Origin of the sequence: Grimontia kaedaensis, from assembly GCF_023746615.1 — a bacterium.
Taxonomy (GTDB): Bacteria; Pseudomonadota; Gammaproteobacteria; order Enterobacterales; family Vibrionaceae; genus Enterovibrio; species Enterovibrio kaedaensis.
This window is the reverse complement of the sequence record NZ_CP082275.1, coordinates 68256-90753: the sequence shown is the minus strand read 5'-3', so window position 1 is coordinate 90753 and position 22498 is coordinate 68256. Positions and strand designations below refer to the sequence as shown.

At 50.8% G+C, this 22498-nt stretch carries 25 protein-coding genes; 10 read left to right on the top strand and 15 right to left on the bottom strand.

Annotated elements, in window-relative coordinates:
- The first annotated feature begins 129 nt into the window (after nucleotides 1–129).
- Nucleotides 130–537 (top strand): flagellar basal body-associated protein FliL, encoded by a 408-nt coding sequence (locus tag K6Q96_RS00440; protein ID WP_039849444.1) that lies wholly within the window; start codon nucleotides 130–132, stop codon nucleotides 535–537.
- Between the two features lie 57 nt (nucleotides 538–594).
- Here the strand turns inward: K6Q96_RS00440 and glpD are convergent, their stop codons facing one another.
- The 8 genes from glpD to ftsY form a co-directional block, all read right to left on the bottom strand.
- The gene (glpD, locus tag K6Q96_RS00435; RefSeq protein ID WP_251876995.1) at nucleotides 595–2130 is read right to left on the bottom strand and encodes a glycerol-3-phosphate dehydrogenase; all 1536 of its coding nucleotides are present in this window, start codon (nucleotides 2128–2130) and stop codon (nucleotides 595–597) included.
- A 151-nt stretch (nucleotides 2131–2281) separates the two neighbouring features.
- Nucleotides 2282–3043 (bottom strand): DeoR/GlpR family transcriptional regulator, encoded by a 762-nt coding sequence (locus K6Q96_RS00430; protein ID WP_251876993.1) that lies wholly within the window; start codon nucleotides 3041–3043, stop codon nucleotides 2282–2284.
- A gap of 94 nt (nucleotides 3044–3137) precedes the next feature.
- Entirely contained in the window at nucleotides 3138–3974 is an 837-nt protein-coding gene (gene glpG / locus K6Q96_RS00425; RefSeq protein ID WP_251876991.1) for a rhomboid family intramembrane serine protease GlpG, read from the bottom strand.
- Nucleotides 3975–3995: 21 nt separating this feature from the next.
- On the bottom strand, nucleotides 3996–4325 hold the full coding sequence (gene glpE / locus K6Q96_RS00420) for a thiosulfate sulfurtransferase GlpE (RefSeq protein WP_251876989.1): 330 nt from the start codon (nucleotides 4323–4325) through the stop codon (nucleotides 3996–3998).
- A gap of 321 nt (nucleotides 4326–4646) precedes the next feature.
- On the bottom strand, nucleotides 4647–5510 hold the full coding sequence (gene rpoH / locus K6Q96_RS00415; protein ID WP_002535417.1) for an RNA polymerase sigma factor RpoH: 864 nt from the start codon (nucleotides 5508–5510) through the stop codon (nucleotides 4647–4649).
- Nucleotides 5511–5645: 135 nt separating this feature from the next.
- Entirely contained in the window at nucleotides 5646–6551 is a 906-nt protein-coding gene (gene ftsX, locus K6Q96_RS00410) for a permease-like cell division protein FtsX (RefSeq protein ID WP_251876987.1), read from the bottom strand.
- Nucleotides 6544–7209, bottom strand: a complete 666-nt coding sequence (ftsE, locus tag K6Q96_RS00405) for a cell division ATP-binding protein FtsE (RefSeq protein WP_251876985.1) — start codon at nucleotides 7207–7209, stop codon at nucleotides 6544–6546. The genes ftsX and ftsE overlap by 8 nt, the downstream gene beginning before the upstream one ends.
- Before the next feature lie 5 nt (nucleotides 7210–7214).
- Nucleotides 7215–8618: a signal recognition particle-docking protein FtsY gene (ftsY, locus tag K6Q96_RS00400; protein WP_251876983.1), complete on the bottom strand. Its 1404-nt coding sequence runs from the start codon at nucleotides 8616–8618 to the stop codon at nucleotides 7215–7217.
- Nucleotides 8619–8863: 245 nt separating this feature from the next.
- Between ftsY and rsmD the strand changes: the two genes are divergently transcribed.
- Both rsmD and K6Q96_RS00390 read left to right on the top strand, forming a co-directional pair.
- Nucleotides 8864–9499, top strand: a complete 636-nt coding sequence (gene rsmD / locus K6Q96_RS00395) for a 16S rRNA (guanine(966)-N(2))-methyltransferase RsmD (protein WP_251876981.1) — start codon at nucleotides 8864–8866, stop codon at nucleotides 9497–9499.
- Nucleotides 9496–9780, top strand: a complete 285-nt coding sequence (locus K6Q96_RS00390; RefSeq protein ID WP_002535427.1) for a DUF1145 domain-containing protein — start codon at nucleotides 9496–9498, stop codon at nucleotides 9778–9780. Before rsmD ends, K6Q96_RS00390 begins: the two co-directional genes overlap by 4 nt.
- Before the next feature lie 157 nt (nucleotides 9781–9937).
- Here the strand turns inward: K6Q96_RS00390 and K6Q96_RS24915 are convergent, their stop codons facing one another.
- From K6Q96_RS24915 to K6Q96_RS00370, 4 genes are all read right to left on the bottom strand, one after another.
- Nucleotides 9938–10048: a DUF2492 family protein gene (locus tag K6Q96_RS24915; RefSeq protein WP_353621773.1), complete on the bottom strand. Its 111-nt coding sequence runs from the start codon at nucleotides 10046–10048 to the stop codon at nucleotides 9938–9940.
- A gap of 115 nt (nucleotides 10049–10163) precedes the next feature.
- Nucleotides 10164–10475 (bottom strand): putative signal transducing protein, encoded by a 312-nt coding sequence (locus K6Q96_RS00380; protein ID WP_251876980.1) that lies wholly within the window; start codon nucleotides 10473–10475, stop codon nucleotides 10164–10166.
- 9 nt (nucleotides 10476–10484) lie between these two features.
- A complete protein-coding gene (locus K6Q96_RS00375; protein ID WP_251876979.1) occupies nucleotides 10485–11108 on the bottom strand; it encodes a lysoplasmalogenase in 624 nt (207 codons plus the stop codon).
- 197 nt (nucleotides 11109–11305) lie between these two features.
- Nucleotides 11306–11668, bottom strand: coding sequence for a hypothetical protein (locus K6Q96_RS00370; RefSeq protein ID WP_062666829.1), 363 nt, complete (start codon nucleotides 11666–11668; stop codon nucleotides 11306–11308).
- Nucleotides 11669–11881: 213 nt separating this feature from the next.
- Between K6Q96_RS00370 and K6Q96_RS00365 the strand changes: the two genes are divergently transcribed.
- Nucleotides 11882–12217 carry a DUF2500 domain-containing protein gene (locus K6Q96_RS00365; RefSeq protein ID WP_251876978.1) on the top strand — a complete coding sequence of 112 codons (336 nt, stop codon included), beginning with the start codon at nucleotides 11882–11884 and terminating at the stop codon, nucleotides 12215–12217.
- 10 nt (nucleotides 12218–12227) lie between these two features.
- Here K6Q96_RS00365 and K6Q96_RS00360 read toward each other — a convergent pair whose 3' ends face one another.
- Nucleotides 12228–13241, bottom strand: a complete 1014-nt coding sequence (locus K6Q96_RS00360; RefSeq protein WP_251876977.1) for an acyltransferase — start codon at nucleotides 13239–13241, stop codon at nucleotides 12228–12230.
- Nucleotides 13242–13464: 223 nt separating this feature from the next.
- Between K6Q96_RS00360 and K6Q96_RS00355 the strand changes: the two genes are divergently transcribed.
- From K6Q96_RS00355 to K6Q96_RS00345, 3 genes are all read left to right on the top strand, one after another.
- On the top strand, nucleotides 13465–15066 hold the full coding sequence (locus K6Q96_RS00355) for an AbgT family transporter (protein ID WP_251876976.1): 1602 nt from the start codon (nucleotides 13465–13467) through the stop codon (nucleotides 15064–15066).
- 174 nt (nucleotides 15067–15240) lie between these two features.
- A complete protein-coding gene (locus tag K6Q96_RS00350; RefSeq protein ID WP_251876975.1) occupies nucleotides 15241–16251 on the top strand; it encodes an alpha/beta fold hydrolase in 1011 nt (336 codons plus the stop codon).
- 132 nt (nucleotides 16252–16383) lie between these two features.
- The gene (locus K6Q96_RS00345; RefSeq protein ID WP_251876974.1) at nucleotides 16384–17184 is read left to right on the top strand and encodes a Cof-type HAD-IIB family hydrolase; all 801 of its coding nucleotides are present in this window, start codon (nucleotides 16384–16386) and stop codon (nucleotides 17182–17184) included.
- A gap of 58 nt (nucleotides 17185–17242) precedes the next feature.
- Here the strand turns inward: K6Q96_RS00345 and K6Q96_RS00340 are convergent, their stop codons facing one another.
- Entirely contained in the window at nucleotides 17243–17710 is a 468-nt protein-coding gene (locus K6Q96_RS00340; RefSeq protein ID WP_002535441.1) for an EVE domain-containing protein, read from the bottom strand.
- A 74-nt stretch (nucleotides 17711–17784) separates the two neighbouring features.
- On the opposite strand from K6Q96_RS00340, the gene K6Q96_RS00335 reads away from it, so the two are divergent.
- The 3 genes from K6Q96_RS00335 to K6Q96_RS00325 all read left to right on the top strand — a co-directional run bounded on the left by K6Q96_RS00335 (nucleotide 17785) and on the right by K6Q96_RS00325 (nucleotide 21472).
- Complete coding sequence (locus K6Q96_RS00335) at nucleotides 17785–19326, top strand: COG3650 family protein (protein ID WP_251876973.1); 1542 nt, start codon at nucleotides 17785–17787, stop codon at nucleotides 19324–19326.
- A complete protein-coding gene (locus tag K6Q96_RS00330) occupies nucleotides 19327–19959 on the top strand; it encodes a tRNA-uridine aminocarboxypropyltransferase (RefSeq protein WP_251876972.1) in 633 nt (210 codons plus the stop codon).
- Between the two features lie 70 nt (nucleotides 19960–20029).
- Nucleotides 20030–21472 carry a coniferyl aldehyde dehydrogenase gene (locus K6Q96_RS00325; protein WP_251876971.1) on the top strand — a complete coding sequence of 481 codons (1443 nt, stop codon included), beginning with the start codon at nucleotides 20030–20032 and terminating at the stop codon, nucleotides 21470–21472.
- Between the two features lie 34 nt (nucleotides 21473–21506).
- Here K6Q96_RS00325 and K6Q96_RS00320 read toward each other — a convergent pair whose 3' ends face one another.
- Nucleotides 21507–22388 carry an aldo/keto reductase gene (locus tag K6Q96_RS00320; protein WP_251876970.1) on the bottom strand — a complete coding sequence of 294 codons (882 nt, stop codon included), beginning with the start codon at nucleotides 22386–22388 and terminating at the stop codon, nucleotides 21507–21509.
- Nucleotides 22389–22498 lie beyond the last annotated feature (110 nt).

Sequence of the window (22498 nt, the reverse complement as noted above, 5' to 3'; positions counted from 1 at the left end):
TACCTAAACCACTTAGAGATTCGGGCTTTAAGTGGTTTAGGTATATTGCGCTATTGTACAAGCTGTGCCCCTATTCGCGCAGCTAAACTACCATAAGAGATTTATGAAATCCGGGGTTTGGCAAAAACCATGAAAAAAAATATCACTGCTGTTTTCGCCTTAATCGTGTCTCTGCTGTTTTCCCTTCCAACCTTGGCTGAGGAAGAGAATGCCGCGCAGTTCAGCTATTTTACGCTTGAGCCAGAGATCACCACTAACTTTATTACGGAAGGCCGCAAGCTTGGATTTATTAATGTCCGAGTTGACCTAATGGTGGATGACCCTTCACTGATACAGATGCTGGAATATCACCAGCCGCTGATCCGCGACACCATCATTGAAGTGTTGAGCCAGGAAAATGAAGTGCGTGTGAAATCCCTCTCCGGCCGCGAGTCGATTCGCAAAGCGTGTCTGGACAAGGTAAACGAAATGCTATTGGCGGAAACCAATCAGAAAGTCATTGCTGACCTGCTGTTTACAAAATACTTGTATCAGTAAGCGTTTGAAACTGAAAAGGCGGCTTATTAGCCGCCTTTTGTGTTTTTGGGTCTGAACTCAGGCCGTCGCAGCCTCATCCATTGCTGATGCGCCTCTGGAAATGTAGTCAGCAACCAGTTGTTGCTGTTCCTTAGAAAGGTACAAGCCCAGTTTGGTGCGACGCCACAGCAAGTCTTCAGCATCCTGCACATATTCAGATGCCATCAGATACTCCACTTCGCGCTGTGACAATCCTTCACCGAAATCGATACCCAAATCAGCAGCCGTCTTCGCGCCATTGAGCCATACCCACACGCGGCTACCATAAGTGATGGCCAGACGGTTAGCCGTGAAATCATCCATCCACGGACACTCTTGTTTCAAGCGCTGCTGCACATCGTCGAAGCTTGAAATATCCTCACCGCCAGGCAACACCTGATCTGCGGTCCAGTCTTCGCCCATCTCAGGGAAGAAAGGCTCCAACTTATTCACCGCTGCACGAGCCAGTTTCCGGTAGGTCGTCAGCTTTCCACCGAAAATGGTCAGCATAGGCGCATCGCCGCCGTTGTCATCCAGGTCGAGGGTGTAATCACGGGTGATGGCTTGTGGTGAGTCAGATTCATCGTCACAAAGCGGGCGCACGCCACTGTAAGTCCACACCACATCATCCGTACTCAACTGACGTTTAAAGTGCTGATTATAAACATTCAGCACATAATCGACTTCTTTCTGTTCAATCGCCACTTCACGTGGGTCGCCTTTGTATTCCACATCAGTCGTACCAATGATGGAGAAGCGGTCAAGATATGGCAGCACAAACACAATGCGGCCATCTTCGTTTTGCAGGATGTAAGCCGCCTCTTCGTTGTGAGCGCGAGGCACGACCACATGGCTACCTTTGATCAGACGAATGCCGCGAGGCGATTTGAGCGAGGTGCTATCGTCATAGAAGGATTTCACCCAAGGGCCTGCCGCATTCACCAACACCTTGCATCGGCGGCTGAAGACTTCTTGAGTCACAGTATCAAGGATATCCACGTCCCAAACATCACCGTTTCTCTCTGCACGCACGACCTTACAGCGGTTACGCACTTCCGCGCCACGCTCGGATGCGTCCATGACATTCAGGATCACCAATCGCGCGTCATCGACCCAGCAATCTGAGTATTCGAAACCCTTTGTCATTTCAGGCTTCAGGACAGAATCAGCACCAAAACGAAGTCCTTTGCTGGCAGGCAAGGTGGTGCGCTTTCCAAGATGGTCATACATAAACAGACCGATACGGATCATCCAGGCCGGGCGCAGGTGTGGGCGATGCGGTAAACGAAAACGCATCGGCCAGGCAAGGAATGGGGCTTTTTTCAAAAGCACTTCACGCTCGGCCAAGGCTTCACTGACCAAACGAAATTCATAATGCTCGAGGTAACGAAGGCCGCCGTGAATAAGTTTGGAGCTGGCTGAAGACGTCGCAGAAGCAAAGTCGGCCGCTTCATAAAGGCCAACACTCAAGCCACGACCAGCCGCATCCGCAGCAATACCTGCGCCATTAATGCCGCCACCCACAACAATCACATCCAACACGTCGTTATTTTGATTTTCTTTTGCCTGTTCCATTACATCCTCACGCTCATACGAACATTTTAACTTTCGTTTTCGAGCATTCTAGTACAAAAAAGCGCCATCCCCAATGACAAAATGAAGAAAAATCGCGCATTACGGGCATAAAAAAACCGCCATCAGGCGGTTTCATCATCGAAAAAGAAAATCACTCGACCATTTCTATTTGAGTTTCAGTATCTTGCAACCGCGCTTGCAGCGTTTCTGGTAAAGGCGCATTGGTGAAAAGCATATCGACTTGAGCAATGTCCCCGACGTTGACCATGGCGCTTCGGCCAAACTTGGTGTGGTCAACCGCCAGCATGACTGAGCGGCTGTTCTCCATAATGGCTTGCTTCACACGTACTTCGTGATAATCAAAATCTAAAAGGCTACCGTCGAGGTCGATACCACTGATCCCCAAAATACCGAAGTCCAGACGAAACTGGGAAATAAAGTCCAGCGTGGCCTCACCCATAATACCACCATCACGGTTGCGCACCTCTCCACCCGCCATGATGATACGAAAGTCTTCTTTGGCCATCAGAATACTGGCTGCGTTGAGGTTATTTGTCACAATGCGCAGATCTTGGTGGTTCAGCAGCGCACGCGCGACCGCTTCCGGCGTGGTACCAATGTCGATAAAAAGAGTCGCACCATCTGGAATATGCGCCACAAGCGACTGCGCCAACTTATTCTTGGCTTCGTGCTGCATAGCCTTACGGGCGTCATAGGCAGTGTTAACAGAGCTGGAGGGGATGGTGGCGCCACCATGCTGGCGACGGATCTTGTTCTCAGCGGCAAGCTCATTGAGATCGCGACGAATAGTTTGGGGACTGACATCAAAGTGAGCCACCAGATCGTCAGTACTGACGTATCCTTTGCTTCGAACAAGATCGAGTATTTCCTGGTGGCGTAATGTCTGTTTCACGGCATCCCCTGCGAAAAAGTAAAAACCACCCACAGTTTACGTGGCTGCACTGGGATTGCCAATCAGGCCAGTTCAAGGATGAGCAGAGCTCACATTACCTCGTTCTTCGAAGTTTGGCGTCTATGACCCCAAGTGCACACCCTGACACTAGACCGAAAAGGTGCGCCATGTTGGCAATGGCCATACCAAAGGGTTCAAAAAAGCCCACTGCAAGCCAAAGCAGCATAAAGCCAACATAGGCTGGTTCAATGGAAAGTCCCCGCTCTGGTGCCAAAGCTCCCATGAGCCACAAGTATCCCAACAACGCATACACGACACCGGACATACCGCCGAAAGCAGGGCCTTCAAAGGCGTACTGACCAAGGCCGGAGAAAAGTGCCGTCAGCAGAAAAAGCTGCATGAGCTTGGCGCTACCACTGTGTTTTTCGATTTTGCCGCCAAGCACCCACCACCACAGCAGGTTGAAAACAATGTGAGTCGCTGAGAAATGAAGCAAGGCGTGAGAGAACAACCGCCAAAGTTGCCATTGCTGTTCGTCTGTCGCCGGGAAGTGAAGCAGAGAGAACACATCATTGCCGAAACCCAAAGTCAGCCCGGCATAAACTACAATACACACCACCATGATGGAGAGCGTGAAAGGCCCCGCATTTTGTTTGAGTGAGGTCATCAGCCCCTGGCGTGGATAGAAAAACTTGGCGGTACGGCTTTCAGCCATGTTCCATGACGCTGCCTGATATTTCTCATCACCCGGGTTTTGAAGGAAAGCAGCGAGCTCTGCTTCTGCCTCAATCTGGTACTGGCTATCTGCCAGCCACAAGGCAAACTGCCCTTCCCCCTCAGGCATCATCTGAATCGCGATGTTCCTTGATGCCATGTAATCGATAAAAGCCTGGGCGGCTCGGGGGTTAGAAAGTGCAGTCAGCCTTATCATATTGCCTCTTCGTTTTTTCGATCAGATGCCCGATTCCACCGGCAGGGATTGTCGGTGCCAGGCTTCGAATCCACCATCTACACTGTACACCTGCTCAAAGCCTTGGTTAATCAAATATTGTGCTGCACCCTGACTGCTCACGCCGTGGTAACACATCACCAACACAGGCTGTTCGAAGTCCACGTCATTCATAAACTGCACAATGGAGTCATTGGTAAGGTGAAATGCGCCCTGTGGATGAGATAGTTGAAATGACTGAGGATCCCGGATATCCACCATCACAGCGTGATGATCATCACCTTCCAGCATTGCCAAAGCGTCCGTTACAGAGATATGCGCAAATTGTTCCATGGGTTATTCCACTCCCGTCTGACCTGATCAATATACGTCTCCCGGCTACTTATGGCTCCAAGACACGTAAAACTGCATTGTACATGACTTTTTTATTCCCCATGCCATGGAGAATACAGGGGTTTTGTATGCTTTTTCACCACCTGTGGAAAACACTGTGGATTGCGTTGATAAAGTATGATCTGAAAGCCGGATCCACTATATGTTGTGTTGATCGTAATAAAACTGTGGAAAACATTTTTGTCCGGGCGATTTTGGAAGAATTCAAGGTACAAAAAAGCCGACAATCTGCCGGCTTTCTTCAACGTATTCAGTAGGCAATCACAAAGCGTCGCCAACGGCTTCTTTCAGTTTGCGCATTGCGTTCTTTTCAAGTTGACGGATACGCTCTGCAGACACCTGATAGTGATCAGCCAGTTCCTGCAAAGTGGCTTTGTTGTCATCGTCCAGCCAGCGTGAACGGATAATGTGCTGGCTGCGCTCGTCGAGTCCGGACATGGCTTGTGCCAGGCGACGATTCGCGTGGTCTTCCCAGTTTTGTGATTCCAGGTTGGTGGCGACATCGGAGCTTTTATCTTCCAGATAGAAGACGGGAGCAACTGCACCGCCTTCACGCTCATCATCATCTGCGCCAGCATCAAACCCAGCATCCTGCGCCGCAAGACGTGATTCCATCTCACGCACTTCTGCCGCATCAACGCCCAGTTGGTCAGCAACCATGTTCACTTCTTCGGCGTTGAACCAACCCAGACGCTTCTTCGACTTACGCAGGTTGAAGAACAACTTACGTTGCGCCTTGGTGGTCGCGACTTTCACGATACGCCAGTTACGCAGGACGTACTCATGAATTTCTGCTTTGATCCAGTGAACAGCGAAGGAAACCAGACGCACACCCACTTCCGGGTTAAAGCGCTTCACGGCCTTCATCAAACCAATGTTACCTTCCTGCACCAAATCAGACACTGGCAATCCATAACCGGAATAACCACGGGCGATATGAACAACAAAACGCAGGTGAGACAGGATCAGGCCTTTAGCCGCATCCAGATCTTCCTCATAGTGAAGACGTTCTGCCAGCTCACGCTCCTCGTCCGCAGACAGCATTGGATAGCCATTTACCTGCTGCAGATAGCTATCAAGGCTATCTTGGGAGATGGGGGCCAGTGCATACATCTCTGTTGTCATTTTCACCTCTTTTCGACTTTATCGAACTATTATTCGCTTTTGAAGCGAACCAGATACTCTACTCGAGTTCAAAAAAACTGCAAGTAGGTACCATTTTGTGACCTGCTTTTATCGGATAGGTTCAAACATCAAACATCAGACAGGTTCTATATCCCGCATATGTTTTGCAGCGGCAAGTCTGGCGGCCAAAAGGCCAATCAGTCCGGATACCATCAGCAAAATCAAACCTTCTTCAAGACTCAGCGCCGATAGCCTGAAACCGCTGCTATATAATGTAGCCAATTTTGCAACGGCTGCATCCAAAAGTAGGCTGTTTACCATAGTGACCAACCAAGCCACGATAGCCCCAGACAACGCCAGCCAAACGCCAGTGTATAAATAAGGGCGTAGGATGTAGCTGTCGGTCGCACCCACCAGCTTCATCACCTGAATTTCCTCTTTCTGGCTCTGTACCTGCAAGCGCAGGGTGTTGCCGATAATCAGGAACACTGCCATTAGCAATAGACCGGAGAACACCCAAGTTAATGTCAGCACCAGCGATTCAATGGCAGACAAACGCTGCAGCCAATCGCTGTCGAGGCGCACTTCCTCCACTTCAGATGTCGCGCGCAGTTTAACCGCTAGGGCCGTTACAGCGGCCGCGTCATCAGTAGAGGGCGTCAACACCACGACTGCTGGCAGCGGGTTATCATCCAGAAGGCTTACGGCTTCTTCAAACCCTTGGATCTGTCGAAGCTCGGTTAACCCCTGCTCCGGCGAAATAAATTCAGCAGTCGCCACTTCAGACCAGGCTGCAAGTTCTTCGCCAAAAGCTTCCGCGCGGCTTTCCGACACTGGGTTCAGATAGACCGTTAATTGGTTGGGAGCCTGCCACTCTTGCGTCACTGCAACGACGTTTTTCGCCAGCATAAACAGCGTGGCTGGCAGTGCCAGTGAAAACGCGAGAGCAAGAACCGTAAGCAGGTTCCCTAGCGGTTTCGCCATTAAATCGCGAAACGCCTGACCGCCCTGCTGTTTGTGCACAGAAATGAAGTTAGCCACGTGCCACCTCCGACAGGTGACCCTGATTCAATTCAAAACGGCGCATGTCATAGCGGTTGAGTAGTGACGTATCGTGGGTGGCCATAAGTATGGTCACGCCGACTTGGTTAAACTGGCGGAACAGTTCCATGATTTGCTGCGACAAATCTGCATCCAGGTTACCCGTTGGCTCATCAGCCACCAGCACCATTGGCCGGTTGACCACAGCGCGGGCAATACCCACGCGTTGCTGCTCACCACCGGAAAGCTGAATCGGCAAACAGGCCGCCTTATCCAGCAAACCTACTTTATCCAGTGCCGCTGAAACACGCTTTTTGATGTCGTTTTCACTCGCCTGTTCGATGCGCAGCGGCAATGCCACATTGTCGAACACGCTTCTGTCCATCAGGAGCTTGTGATCCTGAAAAATCACACCGATATGACGGCGCAGAAAAGGAATGTCTTTTCGCGCAATGTGTGAGATATCGTGGTCATTAAACAGAACTTGTCCGTCACTTGGCCGTTCAATCGCACACAACAATTTCAGCAGGGTACTTTTCCCCGCCCCCGAGTGACCGGTCAAAAACGCCATGTCACCCTTGGGTAAGTGAAAACTCACTTTTTGCAGTGCCTGCTGCCCACCGCGGTAGGCCTTACTTACCTGCTGAAACTGGATCACGCCTATCAGTCCTCCTGACTAAACAGAGCTTCGATAAAATCTTCCGCTACAAACGGACGTAAATCGTCAATGCCTTCACCCACACCGATAAAACGGATTGGGATGTTGAATTGGTCAGCCACCGCGAAGATCACGCCACCCTTCGCCGTACCATCCAACTTGGTCAGAGTGATACCGGAAAGCGGTGCGATGTCGTTAAACAGACGCGCCTGACTGATCGCGTTTTGGCCTGTGCCTGCATCAATGGTCAGCATGATTTCATGTGGCGCATTCTCGTCGAGCTTTTTCATCACGCGGACGATTTTCTTCAGCTCTTCCATCAGGTTAGCTTTGTTTTGTAGACGACCCGCGGTATCGGCAATCACCACATCCACATTACGTGCTTTTGCAGCTTCAATCGCGTCATAGATCACTGATGCACTGTCCGCACCTGTGTGCTGTGCAATCACAGGAACGTTATTACGATCACCCCATACTTGCAGCTGTTCGACTGCGGCTGCGCGGAAAGTGTCACCTGCCGCCAGCATGACTGACTTACCCTGCTGCTGGAATTGCTTGGCAAGCTTACCGATGGTGGTGGTTTTACCCACACCATTCACGCCAACCATCAAGATGACGAATGGGCCATCTTTTTTCTCAACGTCCAGTGGCTTTTCCACCTTGCTCAGAATGTCTGCCATCTCTTGCTTGAGGATGCCGTAAAGCGCTTCACCATCTTTTAACTCTTTGCGAGACGCTTTGTCAGTGAGGCTGTCGATGATCTTGGTGGTGGTGTCCATGCCCACATCAGCAATCAGCAACTGCTCTTCGAGCTCTTCAAAAAGCTCATCGTCAATTTTCTTACCGCTGAATAGACCAAAGAAACCTGCGCCCAGATTGACTTTAGTTTTCTGAAGACTGCGTTTCAGGCGCGCAAAGAAGCCTTCTTTTTTCGGTTTTTCCTCCTCAGCCTGAGCCGCTTGCTCCGCTGCAAGACGCGCTTCTTCCTCGGCTTGGGCTTGAGCTTCTGCCGCCAAACGGGCTTGCTCTTCCGCCTGTGCCTTCGCTTCAGCTTCTGCCGCCAAACGGGCTTGTTCTTCGGCTTGCGCTTTCGCTTCGGCTTCCGCCGCTAAACGGGCTTGTTCTTCCGCCTGTGCTTTTGCTTTTGCTTCAGCTTCTGCGGCTAAACGAGCTTGTTCTTCCGTCTGTGCCTTCGCTTCAGCTTCTGCTGCTAAGCGAGCTTGTTCCTCGGCTTGGGCTTTTGCTTCAGCTTCTGCGGCTATGCGGGCTTGTTCTTCCGCTTGCGCCTTCGTTTCTGCTTCTGCCGCTAAGCGCGCTTCTTCTACGGCTTTTTGCTGAGCATCTTGTTCGTCATTTTTTCGGCCGAAACCCAGCCAGGACATAAATCCGCGTTTCTTTTTTTCTGCCATTGGCAAATCCTAAAGCTTGATTGGTACAATCGGCGCGATAACAGCGAGCTGATCTAAAACTGTGAACACTGCGCCTAAGTCAATGCAGTGTGGTAACGGCGGGTAAATGCATACCTTTTCTCGACGCAGCAACCCCGGCGAAAGTGGCCAAAGCCCTTACGTCGCTAACTGAATAAGATTGGGGAAAATGCAGAGCCATTACCGAACGCGTATAGTCTAACACCTTCTTAGCGGTCAAAAAATCTATGGTACGACGTAACCCTAAAAACCCTGCGAACCGAAACACCGGTCGCGGTAATGCTTCAGCAGCAAATGCAGGAGGCGGATCGGGATTTGTCCGCATCATCGCTGGCAAATGGCGTGGTCGCAAATTGCCAGTAAAAAACGTGGAAGGCCTGCGCCCCACAACAGATCGCGTGAAAGAAACAGTCTTTAACTGGCTGGCCGCGGATCTGTATGAAGCGCGCTGTCTGGATGTGTTCGCCGGCAGCGGCGGTTTGGGGCTGGAAGCCTTGTCCCGTCAGGCAGAGCAAGTGATACTGCTGGAGCTGGACAAAGGCGCAGCGACCCAAATCAGTCAGAATCTCAATACGCTGAAAGCGGATAACGCGACAGTGCACAATACTGATGCATTGTCGTATCTCTCCAATAAAGGGCAGCCGTTTGATGTGGTTTTCATTGACCCGCCGTTTCGTAAAGACTTGCTGAATGACGTTATCAGCAAACTTGAACAGAACGGGTGGTTAAGCCACAAGGCGCTGATTTACATTGAGGCGGAAAAAGAACTGGGGCAACCGGTTGTGCCGACTCATTGGGACATGATTAAGGAAAAACATGCCGGACAAGTCAGTTTCCGGCTGTATCAAAGAGAGGAAAAATGAAAGCACTCATCCTGTTAGCAAAAGCGGCCATCGGCTTTGTCTGGTTTGTTCTGTTCGCCAATATCGTGCATCCGTTTCCGGGGGTGGCAGCGATGGCGTTATACATCATGACCGCTTTCCTGTTCTGTATGCACGGCCTGCAAATGCTGATCTTCATCGGTGCCTTCGGCGACAAGATCAATATGACGAAATGGGAGAAGTGGTCGATCCTATTTTTCGGGATCTTTGCCCTGCTCGATATTCGCCGCAAGTACATGGTTGGCGACAACGTGAAAGAATAAGATGAAAAAGGCCTCAGTAGAGGCCTTTTTTACATCAGCTCACTGCAGTTCAGTGATTGCACACCCGCGCTTCATTGACTGAAATCGCGCCCATATCTTCAAAGATTTTTTTGCGACGACGTAGAAACTCCAGTAATTCGCTGAAAGAGAGCCCTTGTTAGCTGCAGGTATGAAAACGCGCTCCCGCGCCCCATTGCCCATCGACCCAGTGAGTCAGCGCCTGTTCGGACATTGGCTGTTGCTTGAGATGATTCAGGATCTCATGCACATGAATTGATGCAGGCGTGTTGGCTCCGCAGTATTAGATATTGCGCATATAGAATCACAGCGACGCCTACGGAATCTTGATATAAAGCAAAGCTTAATCAGCTTTCAAGCAGTACTCAGCGCTCATTGCGCGGTGAGCCGCACTGCCAACAAATCTCAAAGCTACCGCCATTTTCCTCATCACAGGCGTGACAAAACCAGACTTTCTCTGCCTGAGCTTCATAATCATGGAGAGCTTGTCGCGCTTTCTGCTCACGCATGGTATCCACCCAGATCGTCACTGCAATGGCGTCCGATGGAAGTTCACCCGTGGCACTGGAAAGGGATTCTCCTTTCAACACCACTTCAATGCCCATGCTTTCTAGCATGCCTTTAAGGCTGTGCGCCTCAAGTGAATTGCTCGCACTATACACCTGGACCCAAGACATCTTTATCTCCTACGACAATATGGAGAGCGTGATCAGCCCTTGCGCACAAAAGTAAGTGCTCATGATAAGCAGCACTGAGGTTTTGAAAGGGCCTTTAAAGCGCTCAAACGCCAATACAGTGTCTGACACCATAAACAGCAATGCGCCACCAAAAGCATGTGCTGCGACCTGCGTTTGCGCATTCATCCAAAATTCGCCTGCGCCCCAGGTCATTTGAGCAATCACCGCAATGTATACTCCAACAGGAATGAGCAGAGGGCCTAAGTTGGGAAGAAGAAGCAGGAAGACGATGACGCTCGCTGCGCCAATCAGGGAAGGCAGCCACCACACCATTGGCCCTTCGAACTGCTGCCAGAAAGCGACGCTGTAGAGAATGTGCGCCACCAGAAAACTCAACAAGCCGGGAATAAACCGATCTTTTGGCAACATCAGGAAAATATCGCCAACCAGCGAAAATGCTAGCCCAGCAAGGATCAGATAGGTATAGCTGTTCGCTTCACCGCCCATCATACCAATCAACATCATCAAGGCGATCGTCAGGGGCTTGAACAGGTAAAACTGCCATTGAGGCCCTTTGTACGCAGCATTGATGTGTAGCAGGCCTGAAAAGCAGACGGCAACCCAACTCAACATGATGTATTCCCTTAAATTGCGAGCCAACCAAGTCTAGAGATGCAGGATTTATTGTCCACCGCACACGTCTCAGAAAGCGAACAAGGCATCAAAAGCACTTTTATACCCGCAATAAGGGTAAGTGTTTACATATAACTTTCAGTCTCGATTAAAAGAAAAAGGCACAGAAAACCGTGCCTTAGTCAATCATGCTGCCGTTACTGCCCGACGATATGTCGCCAGTTTTCGATATAGAACCAGACGGCTCCCGCCGTCACGGCGAAGATCAGGAACAAGGCAATGCGCCAGATGGTGCGGCTGCTGCGGGGAAGTAACTCTTTCTCGCACTGCTTACATGCACTCATGAACCCGCGCATGTCATCCACTTCATAGCCATCTTCATGCACGGCTTTGTTGCGGATGGTAGCAATAAAGCGAAGTTTAGCAATCACATCATGTGGCAGCCGTTCCTGACAGCTGCTCACCAGTTCATGCAGTCCACGGCCTTCTGCGTGGTAGTGTTCTTTGAGGAGCCGTTCCAGACGCCGACTCTGTCTCACGACAATGGCAATTTCATCCATGCAGGCCTCCTTTTAGTAAATAGTGCGCCTCATATCACTAGCTTACGTCATAACACCAAAAGTGAGAATGCACTTTAACTTTGTTTACATTAGCGCCAATGCTGAGCAGGATAAGTGGAGTGGATCACGAAATTTCCGCTCATCAGGTTTGCTAAATGAGTCTGTGAAGTAGACTCATTGCCGACCGATAATGGCCGGCCAAAGGAGAATAACGTGCCTATTTCTGTGATATTGCTCGTGGTCGCCCTGGCGGTGATCGCTGGTGTTTACTTTGTACTGACCATGCAAAAGCACATGCTGGGCCAGGGGGCGGAAGAGCGTTCTATTGATATCCGCATTCTCGACAAGCAATCTGTCGCCATTCCTAATCCGCAGCAACATGAAGACCCGGAAGAATACTGGATCTATGTCGAGCCAATGGAAGGTGGGCCAAAACGCGAATTTCAGGTGGGTATTCATTACTACCATGCCCTTCAGCCCGGCGATTGCGGCACCCTGACCTATCGCGGCGCCGAATTTATCCACTTCGCCAAGCTACAACGCCACTGAAGCCTTCGTCTTATGGCACCAGCCATGACGTAAAACGCGACTTCGACAATCCCACACTGGCCATGTAAGACAACACAAACACGGCCAGTGTCGCCAAGGGGATGGTCAGCCATGTCATTCCGGGCGTAAACGTCAATTCCCTTACCGGCCAAAGAAAGACAGGATGCACGAGATAGATTCCCAGGGAATGGCGACTGACTGCCGCGACTTTTCGCTGTATAGGTTCAGATACCCGCTCGGCCCAATACTGACAAAGCCCGAACACCATCCCTGCTATTAATACCGTGTTCAGGGTTTTGTAGGAAAACCAACCTGCACTTGTGTATCGATTATTTGAGACACTTTCAAAAATCGCTGTGTATTCGGTTGCCACCAAAGCGGTGATCCCGATAAACAGCAACCACTTCAACGGCAGTTTGTTTTGGTGCAGCACATAACCCAGCAGCAGATAGCCACCATAGAGCACAAAATCTTCCACCAGTCCCAGAGAAATACCAGTAAGGCGTGCAGCACTCAGCACAAGCCAAGAAACTAGAAGGGCATAGAAAAGTCCGGGATCTTCCCGTTGAGCAACAGGACGTAATATCGGCACCAAGAGGTAAAGGGGAATAAAGTAATAGAAAAAACCCAAGTGATAGTATGTTTCTTCGGTTGGAAAGGAGGTTAACCGCTGTACAGTTTCCGTCCAATTTACATTTTGTAACGAAATCCCGGCCAATACCGCGTAAAAAACCGACCATGCAACAAACGGCACGAACACTTTCATGACCCGTCGACGGACAAAGTATCCCGGCGAAAATGGACGGGTGTCTGAAAGTAATAATGCACCGGTGATCATAATGAAAACCGGGACAGCCCAGCGACTTGCGCCATTAATAGCTATCGCTGAAACCCAGTCGCCTTGCGGGATTTCGCCCATCAGGTAGCGATAAGGCCCCAACACATGAATGGCGATCACCGCCACCGCGGCGACCACCCGCAACAGCTCAATATAAAAGACTTTTTTCTGGGTTTGGCAGCTCAAACTTTATGTTCTCTCTTCATGTTCCATTTCCACACTAACCGTCGGTGACATTTCCATCAATCCGAATATAAAACAAACAATATTAACTACCACTTATTAATTTATTGTTAATTTTTATTCCTGCAAAAGTCATGATTGATAGCACCAAGTATTGCAAAATGACATTTTTATGACCTAGGATGCTTTTCAATTAAATGGACCGTTGTATGACATGGAGGATCTGATGCAGTCATCAGCTTCGCAACAACAATCTGGCGGGAAGCAGAACAAGTCGTTTTTTTCCCGTTTTCTCGATACCGTCGAATTCCTCGGTAACCTTCTTCCTCACCCGGTAACCCTGTTTGCCATTCTGTGTGTGGTCATTTTCTTTGCATCAGGTATCGCAGGCTATTTTGGCCTTTCTGTCGCTGACCCTCGTCCAGAAGGCGCTGCAGGCCGCGCTGCCGATGGCATGATTTACGTCAACAGCCTACTGAACGCTGAAGGCGTGCAACTTATCGTTACCAATCTAGTGAAAAACTTCACCGGCTTTGCCCCACTGGGCACCGTGCTGGTTGCCATGATGGGTGTGGCAGTTGCTGAGCACTCAGGCCTGCTGTCTGCCACCATGCGTTCTATGGTGATGGGCGCTTCACGCCGCATGGTCACCCTGACGGTGGTATTCGCAGGTATCATCTCCAATACCGCTTCCGAGCTGGGCTATGTGGTTCTGATCCCACTGGCAGCGATGATCTTCCACTCTCTGGGTCGTCACCCACTGGCGGGTCTGGCTGCGGCATTTGCGGGCGTATCCGGCGGCTATTCAGCGAACCTATTGCTAGGAACGGTTGACCCACTGCTGTCAGGCATCACTGAAACCTCAGCGCAGATGATTGACCCGACCTACACGGTTGGCCCTGAAGCAAACTGGTACTTCATGTTTGCCTCCACCTTCCTCATCACCATTCTGGGTGCCTTGGTGACTGAGAAAATCGTTGAGCCGAAGCTGGGTAAATACGACCAATCAATGGCTGCGGAAGATTTCGAAGCCAAAGAAGCAGGCAAAGTCACTGCGATTGAAAAGCGCGGTATGCGCAACGCAGGCATCGCTGCACTGGCAGTATCAGCCGTGCTGGCACTGACCATAGTGCCTGAGTGGGGTATCCTGCGTCACCCGGAAACCGGTGAAGTAGCAGGTTCTCCGTTCCTGAAAGGCATCGTGGCCTTCATTCTGGTGTTCTTTGCGGTTCCTGGCTTTGTTTACGGTAAGACTGTGGGCACCATGAAGAACGACCGCGACGTGATTGATGCGATGGCTAAATCCATCAGCGCCATGGGTCTGTACATCGTACTGGTGTTCTTCGCGGCGCAATTCGTTGCTCTGTTCAAGTGGACTAACTTTGGTCAGGTGATTGCGGTGGGTGGTGCAGACTTCCTGCAAAGCATCGGTCTGACTGGCCCAATGCTGTTCTTCGCCTTCATCATTATGTGCGGCATCATCAACCTGACTCTGGGTTCAGCGTCAGCACAATGGGCAGTTACCGCGCCAATCTTCGTCCCTATGCTGATGTTGGTTGGCTACGCGCCGGAGACCATTCAGGCGGCTTACCGCATCGGTGACTCGGTGACCAACCTTATCACCCCGATGATGAGCTACTTTGGCCTGATTCTGGCAGTCGCAGCGCGATACAAACGTGACCTGGGTATCGGCACTTTGATTGCCACCATGCTGCCATACACACTGGTATTCCTGGCGGGCTGGAGCGTATTCTTCTACCTGTGGGTATTCGTGGCAGGCTTCCCAGTCGGTCCGGGTGCTGAGACCTATTTCAACTTCCAGCAGTAAGTGTGAAACTCTCCTCCCTAAACAGCCGGTCTTGACCGGCTGTTTTTCTTTTACGTTATGCGTGACGTTTCACCCGATGACAGAATCCTTTATTAACCTGAGTGAAAACGCCATAAACTCGGGTGTATTTACCATTAAGTGATATGCTAATAAGAAAACAACGCCGGATTCCACATGCCAATTGAACACCCTTTTTTATTTTCCCGCGAGGATGCGCTAACCGAGACCATGGAAAAGGTGATTGCCCCGTTTTGGGCGAACCGTCAGCACGGTGAATTCGTCGGCCATGATGGCCTGCGTTTGAACTGGTGCGCCTTTACCAAGCCCGAGCACACCCGCGCGATTGTGGTGGTCAATGGTCGTATTGAAGGCGTGGCGAAATATCAGGAAATTTATTTCGACCTCTTCAACCAAGGCTTTGATGTTTACAGCTATGACCACCGCGGTCAGGGCCACAGTCAGCGTCTGGTGACAGGTTCAGATATTGGTCATGTGGTGGAGTTTGACCATTACGTTGACGACCTCGATACCTTTATCAATGAAGTCGTCACCACAAAAGCCCACAGCCAGCGCATGATTCTTGCCCATTCCATGGGTGGCGCCATTTCTGTGCTTTATGCTGCACGTAAACCCAATGCCATTGATGCAATTGCGCTCAGCGCACCCATGCTCGGCATTAACCTGTCACGCCCTCTGCAAATGGCAGCCAAGCCGCTGTGTAAAGTGCTGTCTAAGCTCCAGCATCCTGCAGGCTTTGCTCCGGGTCAGGTGCCGTATTGGGCAAAGCCTTTCAAACACAACCTGCTGACGCAATCTGAAGCACGTTATCAGTGGTTTCGCGAGCTGTATGAAAGTGACGAGACACTAAAGGTGGGCGGCCCGAGCGCGCAGTGGATTTGGCAAAGCATGGATGCCTGCGAGCGCGCCGTGAAAACCGCCACTGACATCGATATGCCAATCCTGCTGATGCAGGCCGCGCGTGATGAGATTGTCTGCAATGGCGTTATGTTCCAATTCCATCGTGAGCGTCAGGCAGCAGGCCTGCCGATTCAATTCGAAATTCTGGCCGACTCCCGCCATGAACTCCTGTTCGAACGCGACGTGATCCGTGATAAATCACTGATATTTGCTCTGACATTTTTCGACTCGCTCAGTGAAGAAACCGAGCTAGAACAAACCGCATAAGCATATCCAGATTGCCAGTCAGTTTTTTCCTAAAGCGGAAAAATTGGCCGGCATTTTGATCCCTTTTATTTCCCCTTTTTCCGGATACACTGAAGAAGTGTTTAAAACATCTTCTCTCCTATTGAGGTATCCATGTACAAAATCGTTGCATCTGATCTCGACGGCACTCTACTTACTCCTGAACACACCATCGCACCTTTTACCCGCGATGTACTTCAGCGCCTTCACGTAAAGGGCGAACACTTCGTGTTTGCCACTGGCCGTCACCACATCGATGTGGCACATATTCGCGAAGGTGTGGGTATTCCAGCCTGCATGATCACCTCTAACGGTGCCCGCGTGCATGACGAAAACGATCAACTGATCTTCAGCCGTAACGTCGATCCAGCACTGGTTGCTCAACTGGTGGAAATGGTGAAAGACGACGAAACCGTGACGATTCACATCTACCGCGAAAATGACTGGTTGCTGAGCCGCGTTGACGAAGACTTGTCGGAATACCACAAAGATTCAGGCTTCAGCTTCAAAGAGTTCGATGTGGAAAACCCACCAGTTGATGACGTGGCGAAAATCTTCTTCATCCGCCACGACCACGATTACCTGATGGGTTACGAGCAAAAATTCATCGAAACCTTTGGCGATAAAGTCAGCGTGGCGTTTTCTACCCCATTCTGCCTGGAAGTGATGGCATCTGGCGTGTCGAAAGGTGAGGCGCTGAAAGCAGTAGCAGAAATCAAAGGTTTCAGCCTGAACGAGTGCATCGCGTTTGGTGATGGTATGAATGACGTGGAAATGCTGAGTGCTGCGAAGAAAGGCCTCATCATGGAAACAGCACACCCGCGCGTGAAAGCGACCTTGCCGGACAATGAAGTGATTGGCAGCAACGCCGAAGAAGCGGTTGCCCGTTATCTGGAAACTCATCTACTGGGCTAACAACACCGCTAAGTAGATAGCCAAACGGCAGCGCTCCCCCTCGCTGCCGTTTTCTTATCTAACGCTTAAACCCGCCTTCCGACATCGCGATAATTTCATCCCACTGCGCTTCAGTCACCGGCATGATACTCAGGCGGCTTCCCTTTTTTACCAGTGGCAATTCTTCCAGTGCCGGATTCGCTTTGATGCGTGCCAAAGAAACATATTTCAGATGTTGACGGTATTCCACATCCACCATGATCCAACGGGGATTGTCCGGTGAGCTTTTGGGATCAAAGTAGGCGCTTTCCGGGTCAAACTGGAAATGATCTGGATAAGCTTCTTTCACCACTTCGGCGATACCCACCACACCCACATCCTTGCAAGAAGAATGGTAGATAAACACTTTATCGCCGAGCTTCATCCCATCACGCATCATGTTTCGTGCCTGATAATTTCGCACACCTTCCCAGCAAGAGACCTTTTGTTGTTTTAAGGTGTCTATAGAAAAGGTATCGGGCTCGGTTTTCATCAGCCAATACGCCATAATTTCCCCGTTTCAGCTTTTGGTTTTTCCAAAGTTGTACCCCGTTGGGCTTTGAATGAGAAGAGGAATCTCCGTTGATTATCCAAAAACGCCGCCTTTCCCACGTGCTGGGTCCGCTCTCCGCTGCCGCCTTGCTTTCTGCCTGCAGCCAAACACCATCAGGCCCGGTCGAACTCGGTAACTCTGACGATTTAAACCCGCAGCAGGAGATTGCCAAAGTGGCAGGAATTCAACCCCAGCGCTTTATGCTGCGCGGTGAAGTCACCCTAGGCCATGAAGTCCGTGCCATCACACCTTGTGGCAGCAACACCCAATACTGGCTGCAACTGCCGGACTTGCTCAATAAAGAAGGTCAGGCGCTGACGATGGAGCCTTACCAAAGTGTGTATGGCGAAGTGATTGGCGAATTTGTAAAACCTGCGATGGATGGCTTTGCGGCGGATTACCCGGCAACATTCAAGGTGACACAACTGAACCTGATGTCGGCAGAAATCGATGGCTGCAACCAAACGCGAAACCGCACCGTGGCGTCCGGCAATGAGCCATTCTGGTCAGTGTCTCTAGAAGGTAATACGCTCAATTACCAACAACTCGGCTATGAGGCGAAGACATTCACCCTAACCAGCCGAGATATTTCTCCACAAGCCCGAAACTATCAGGCCAATGGCGCGACACTCACACTCAATCCAGAACTTTGCAATGACACCATGAGCGACAGCATTTACGGCTGGCGTTCAACCTTCGCCAAAAGCAACAAAACCCTGACGGGCTGCGCGACGCTCTCGGCGGATGACCCGACGCTCGGATGGGTCGGCGACTATCAGGGCATGACCAACCTAGGCGGACAATCACTCACCACCACCTTAGTGCTCAATCCCGACCACACGGCCACAACCCGCTATGAGCAGGCAGGCGAAGATGCGGTTGTGGAAACCGGTATCTGGCAACAGGTCAGCGACAGCAAGGTTCAGGTGATGATGACCCGCCATCAGGGACAATATCTGGTCAGTGAGCGCCTTTTCACCCGCAGCGGCTTTACCCTGAAAGCCGAAAAAGAAATCATCAACGGCCGCGAATACAGCCTGGGACCGGAGGGACTCGCGCTCTCTTTGATGGTCGGCAACCAGCAGCCTTTCATTTCCGATGGTGTGGAAGGTTCTGCCACCTTCAACGAGAAAGTTGATGCGGCTTTTAAGGCATATCTTGGCGAGGAAGGCGTGAAGCAGGCATCAGGCACCCGCTATCGCTGGCTGACACAGGATCTCAACGGTGACCTGCAGGATGAGCTGATGATATTCACCAACTGGTGCGGCACAGGCGGCTGCACCCTTCTGGTGTTTAACAATGACAGCAATGTCTGGCGCTTCAACAGCCGCATCACGCTGGTTCACCTGCCGTTTCAAATGAGCCAATCCACCAGCAACGGCTGGCAAGATCTTATCATGCCGGTTGGCGGAGGCGGCGCAAAAGCCTCTTCCCGCGTGCTGGAATTTAATGGCAAACGCTATCCGGGCAACCCTTCTGTTGCACCCGAAGTACTGCTGCCAGACAGCGCCGACCCTTACCTTTTCGCTGACGGCATTTATCCTCAGCAAGAAGGTGTTGAGCTGAAATAAATGGAAAAGGTATCCCGAATGGCAGAAAAGCCAACGCCCTGCCCATCTTGCGGTTTTCACTACAATTGCCTGTGTGAAGCCGTGCCAAAGCTCGATAGCCATGTGCGTATCGAGCTATTAATGCACGAAACAGAAACCGGACGCGCCACTAATACCGGTCAACTACTGGAAAATGCGCTGCCGTACTGCAGGCGTCACGTCTGGCAACGCAAAACGCCACCACTGGAATTACTCACACTGCTCGCCGACCCGGCTGCACAGCCGTATCTTGTGTTTCCGGGTGAGGAGGCTATTGCGCTCGAAAAGGCAGTCAGCCGCATGACGTCCAAACCAGAAGCCAAGCCGATTCACTTCATCATTATCGATGCGACCTGGCAGCAGGCACGGAAGATGCTGCGCCAAAGCCCATGGCTTGAGGATGTACCTATGATCACACTGCCTGAAGGGCTCAGCACCCGCTATGCCCTGCGCCGCAATCAGCCGGAAGGTTCCCTTTGTACCTGCGAAGTCGGCATGGTGTTGATGGACGCCATGGGAGAAGCTGAAAACGCTGTGGAAGTTGGCAAATACTTTGATAAATTTATGCAAGTATTTGAGTTGGATAGACAACATCAATCGTTACAAAAGCTGTGATGGAGAAACTTGCGCAGAATCTGGTCAGACCTTAATGTTAAGTAAGTAATTTGATATTAAGGATGCTCTGATGACTGTGGTTTCGATGACAACTGGTATCCCTGCTGAGCAGCAGATCAGCGAACTGGAATCGCAATTTGCCAAACTGGTCGCCAAGACCACCCAAGATCCCGATCCCGCTTACGCCGAGCGCATTCGGGATTTGAAGCATCTTCAAAAGGCATTGAAAACGCACTCCGACACCATCGTCGATGCCCTGTCTCAGGATTACGGGCATCGTAGCCGCACTGATTCACTGATGGCAGACATCCTTCCGTGCTTCCAAATGTTGCATTACACCAAGCGCAAACTGAAACGCTGGATGAAGCCATCGCGCCGCTCTGCGGGATTGCTCCTGACGCCTGCCAAAGTTGAAGTGCACTATCAACCGCTTGGTGTGGTCGGCATTATCGTTCCCTGGAACTTCCCCATTACTTTGAGCCTCATTCCTTTGATGACAGCAATTGCCGCCGGAAACCGCGTGATGCTCAAGATGAGTGAGTTCACGCCTCTGACCGCACAAGCCGTTAAAGCCATGCTGAACGAAGTGTTTGATGACGATAAAGTCAGTGTCGTTGAAGGCGATGTATCAGTGGCAGAAGCCTTCACCCGGCTTCCGTTTGATCACCTGATGTTCACTGGCTCGACCGAAGTCGGCAAAAAAGTGATGAGAGCGGCATCTGAAAACCTGACGCCTGTAACGTTAGAGCTTGGCGGCAAATCACCGGTGATTGTCGGGCCGGACATTGACCCTATGCTCGCAGCAGAACGCATGCTGTTTGGTAAGAACCTCAACGCCGGGCAAATCTGCGTCGCGCCGGATCACGTGTTTGTGCACGAAGACAATCTGGAAGAGTTTGTCGAAGCACTGCGCGTAAAATGGAACGAAGCGTATCCAAAAGGCATTCAGAGTGATGACCGCACCGCCATCGTGACTGAGCGTCAGTTCTCGCGCCTGACAAGCTTGATGGATGACACCGACAAGCGTGGCATCACCACCATTCCACTGGCCGACCCGGCTATCTTGCCTGAAACGCGGAAAATGGCGCTTCATCTGGTGATCAATCCGCCGAAAGACAGCGCCATCATGCAGCAGGAAATTTTCGGACCACTACTACCAATCATTACCTATCAAGATGTGCATGATGTGCTTAATGCACTTCGTCACCAACCCCGCCCATTAGCACTGTATCTGATGACGCTCGATCAGAACTTCATCCAACACACCATTAGGCATACCCATTCCGGCTCTATCGCCGTGAATGACACCATTATGCAGGTCGCGGTGGATGACACACCGTTCGGCGGTATTGGCGCATCCGGTATGGGGCACTATCACGGCATTGAAGGCTTCCGCACCTTCAGCCATGCTAAAACCGTGTTCCAGCGTGGCAAGCTCAACCCCGGAAAACTGATGGCACCGCCGTATGGCAAATGGTGGCAGAAAGTGATGTTTAAGCTGTTTTTGCGTTAGACAGACACAAAGAAGGCGCCATTGGCGCCTTCCATTATTTTACTCCGTGCCCGACTGCTGCAGCCCATATCTGGTACCACTGCTCCCTGCTCAAAGAGACTTTACTGGCTTCGACCAAAGGGCGAATGTTATCTATTTTTCCCGAGCCGGTAATGATTCTTGGCTGGCTAGGTATCGCCAATACCCAAGCATAGATAAGCTCAGCCAATGAGGAGACACCAACCTCTTCCATCACCTCACCCAAGCTCTCTGATAATCGCTGAGTGACCTCATCCTGTGGGTCAAACAATCTACCACCTCCCAAACAAGACCAGATCATTGGACGGATGCGGTTTTGGTAGCATTGATCGAAAAGCCCGTTGTCCAGAGCTTCTGTCTGAAAGGGAGAAAACTCAAACTGATTGGTGCATAACGTCACATCCAGCGCATCTTGCAATAGCGAGAACTGGGACACACTAAAGTTGGACACACCGAAACGGCGGACTTTACCCTGCTGCTTTAGTGTATTTAATGCGTCATTCACTTCCTCTACATCCATCAGGTAGTCTGGACGGTGCAACAGCAAGGTGTCGACATAATCCGTTTTAAGCGCTTTCAATGAATGATCGACCGACGACAGGATAGTTTCTTTGGAAGAGTCGTAATGGCTGACGCTGCGAGCATCAAGAGCGCCTTTGCCTACACCTCGAATGCCACACTTGGTAATGATGTTAGCCCGGCTTCGTAATGTCGGTGAAAGCGCCAATGCTTCACCAAAGCTTTCTTCACTGCGATAAACATAGGCATGATCAAAATCGGTCACACCAATATCAATGAGCTCGCAGATAAAGCGGTTCAACGCTTGGTCGGAAAGTCCCCAAGCATTCGTACGCCAAAAGCCAGCAATTATCGATTTATCACCGCTATCTGACTGCATCGTCGTGATCCTTTTCGTGTTTAAAGTGGCGAGGATAAAGCCTTTCCGCAAAGAAAGAGTAATGAACTAACTGCAGGTGCGAGAGACAGCCCAAGTTTCTTAGCGCCCGT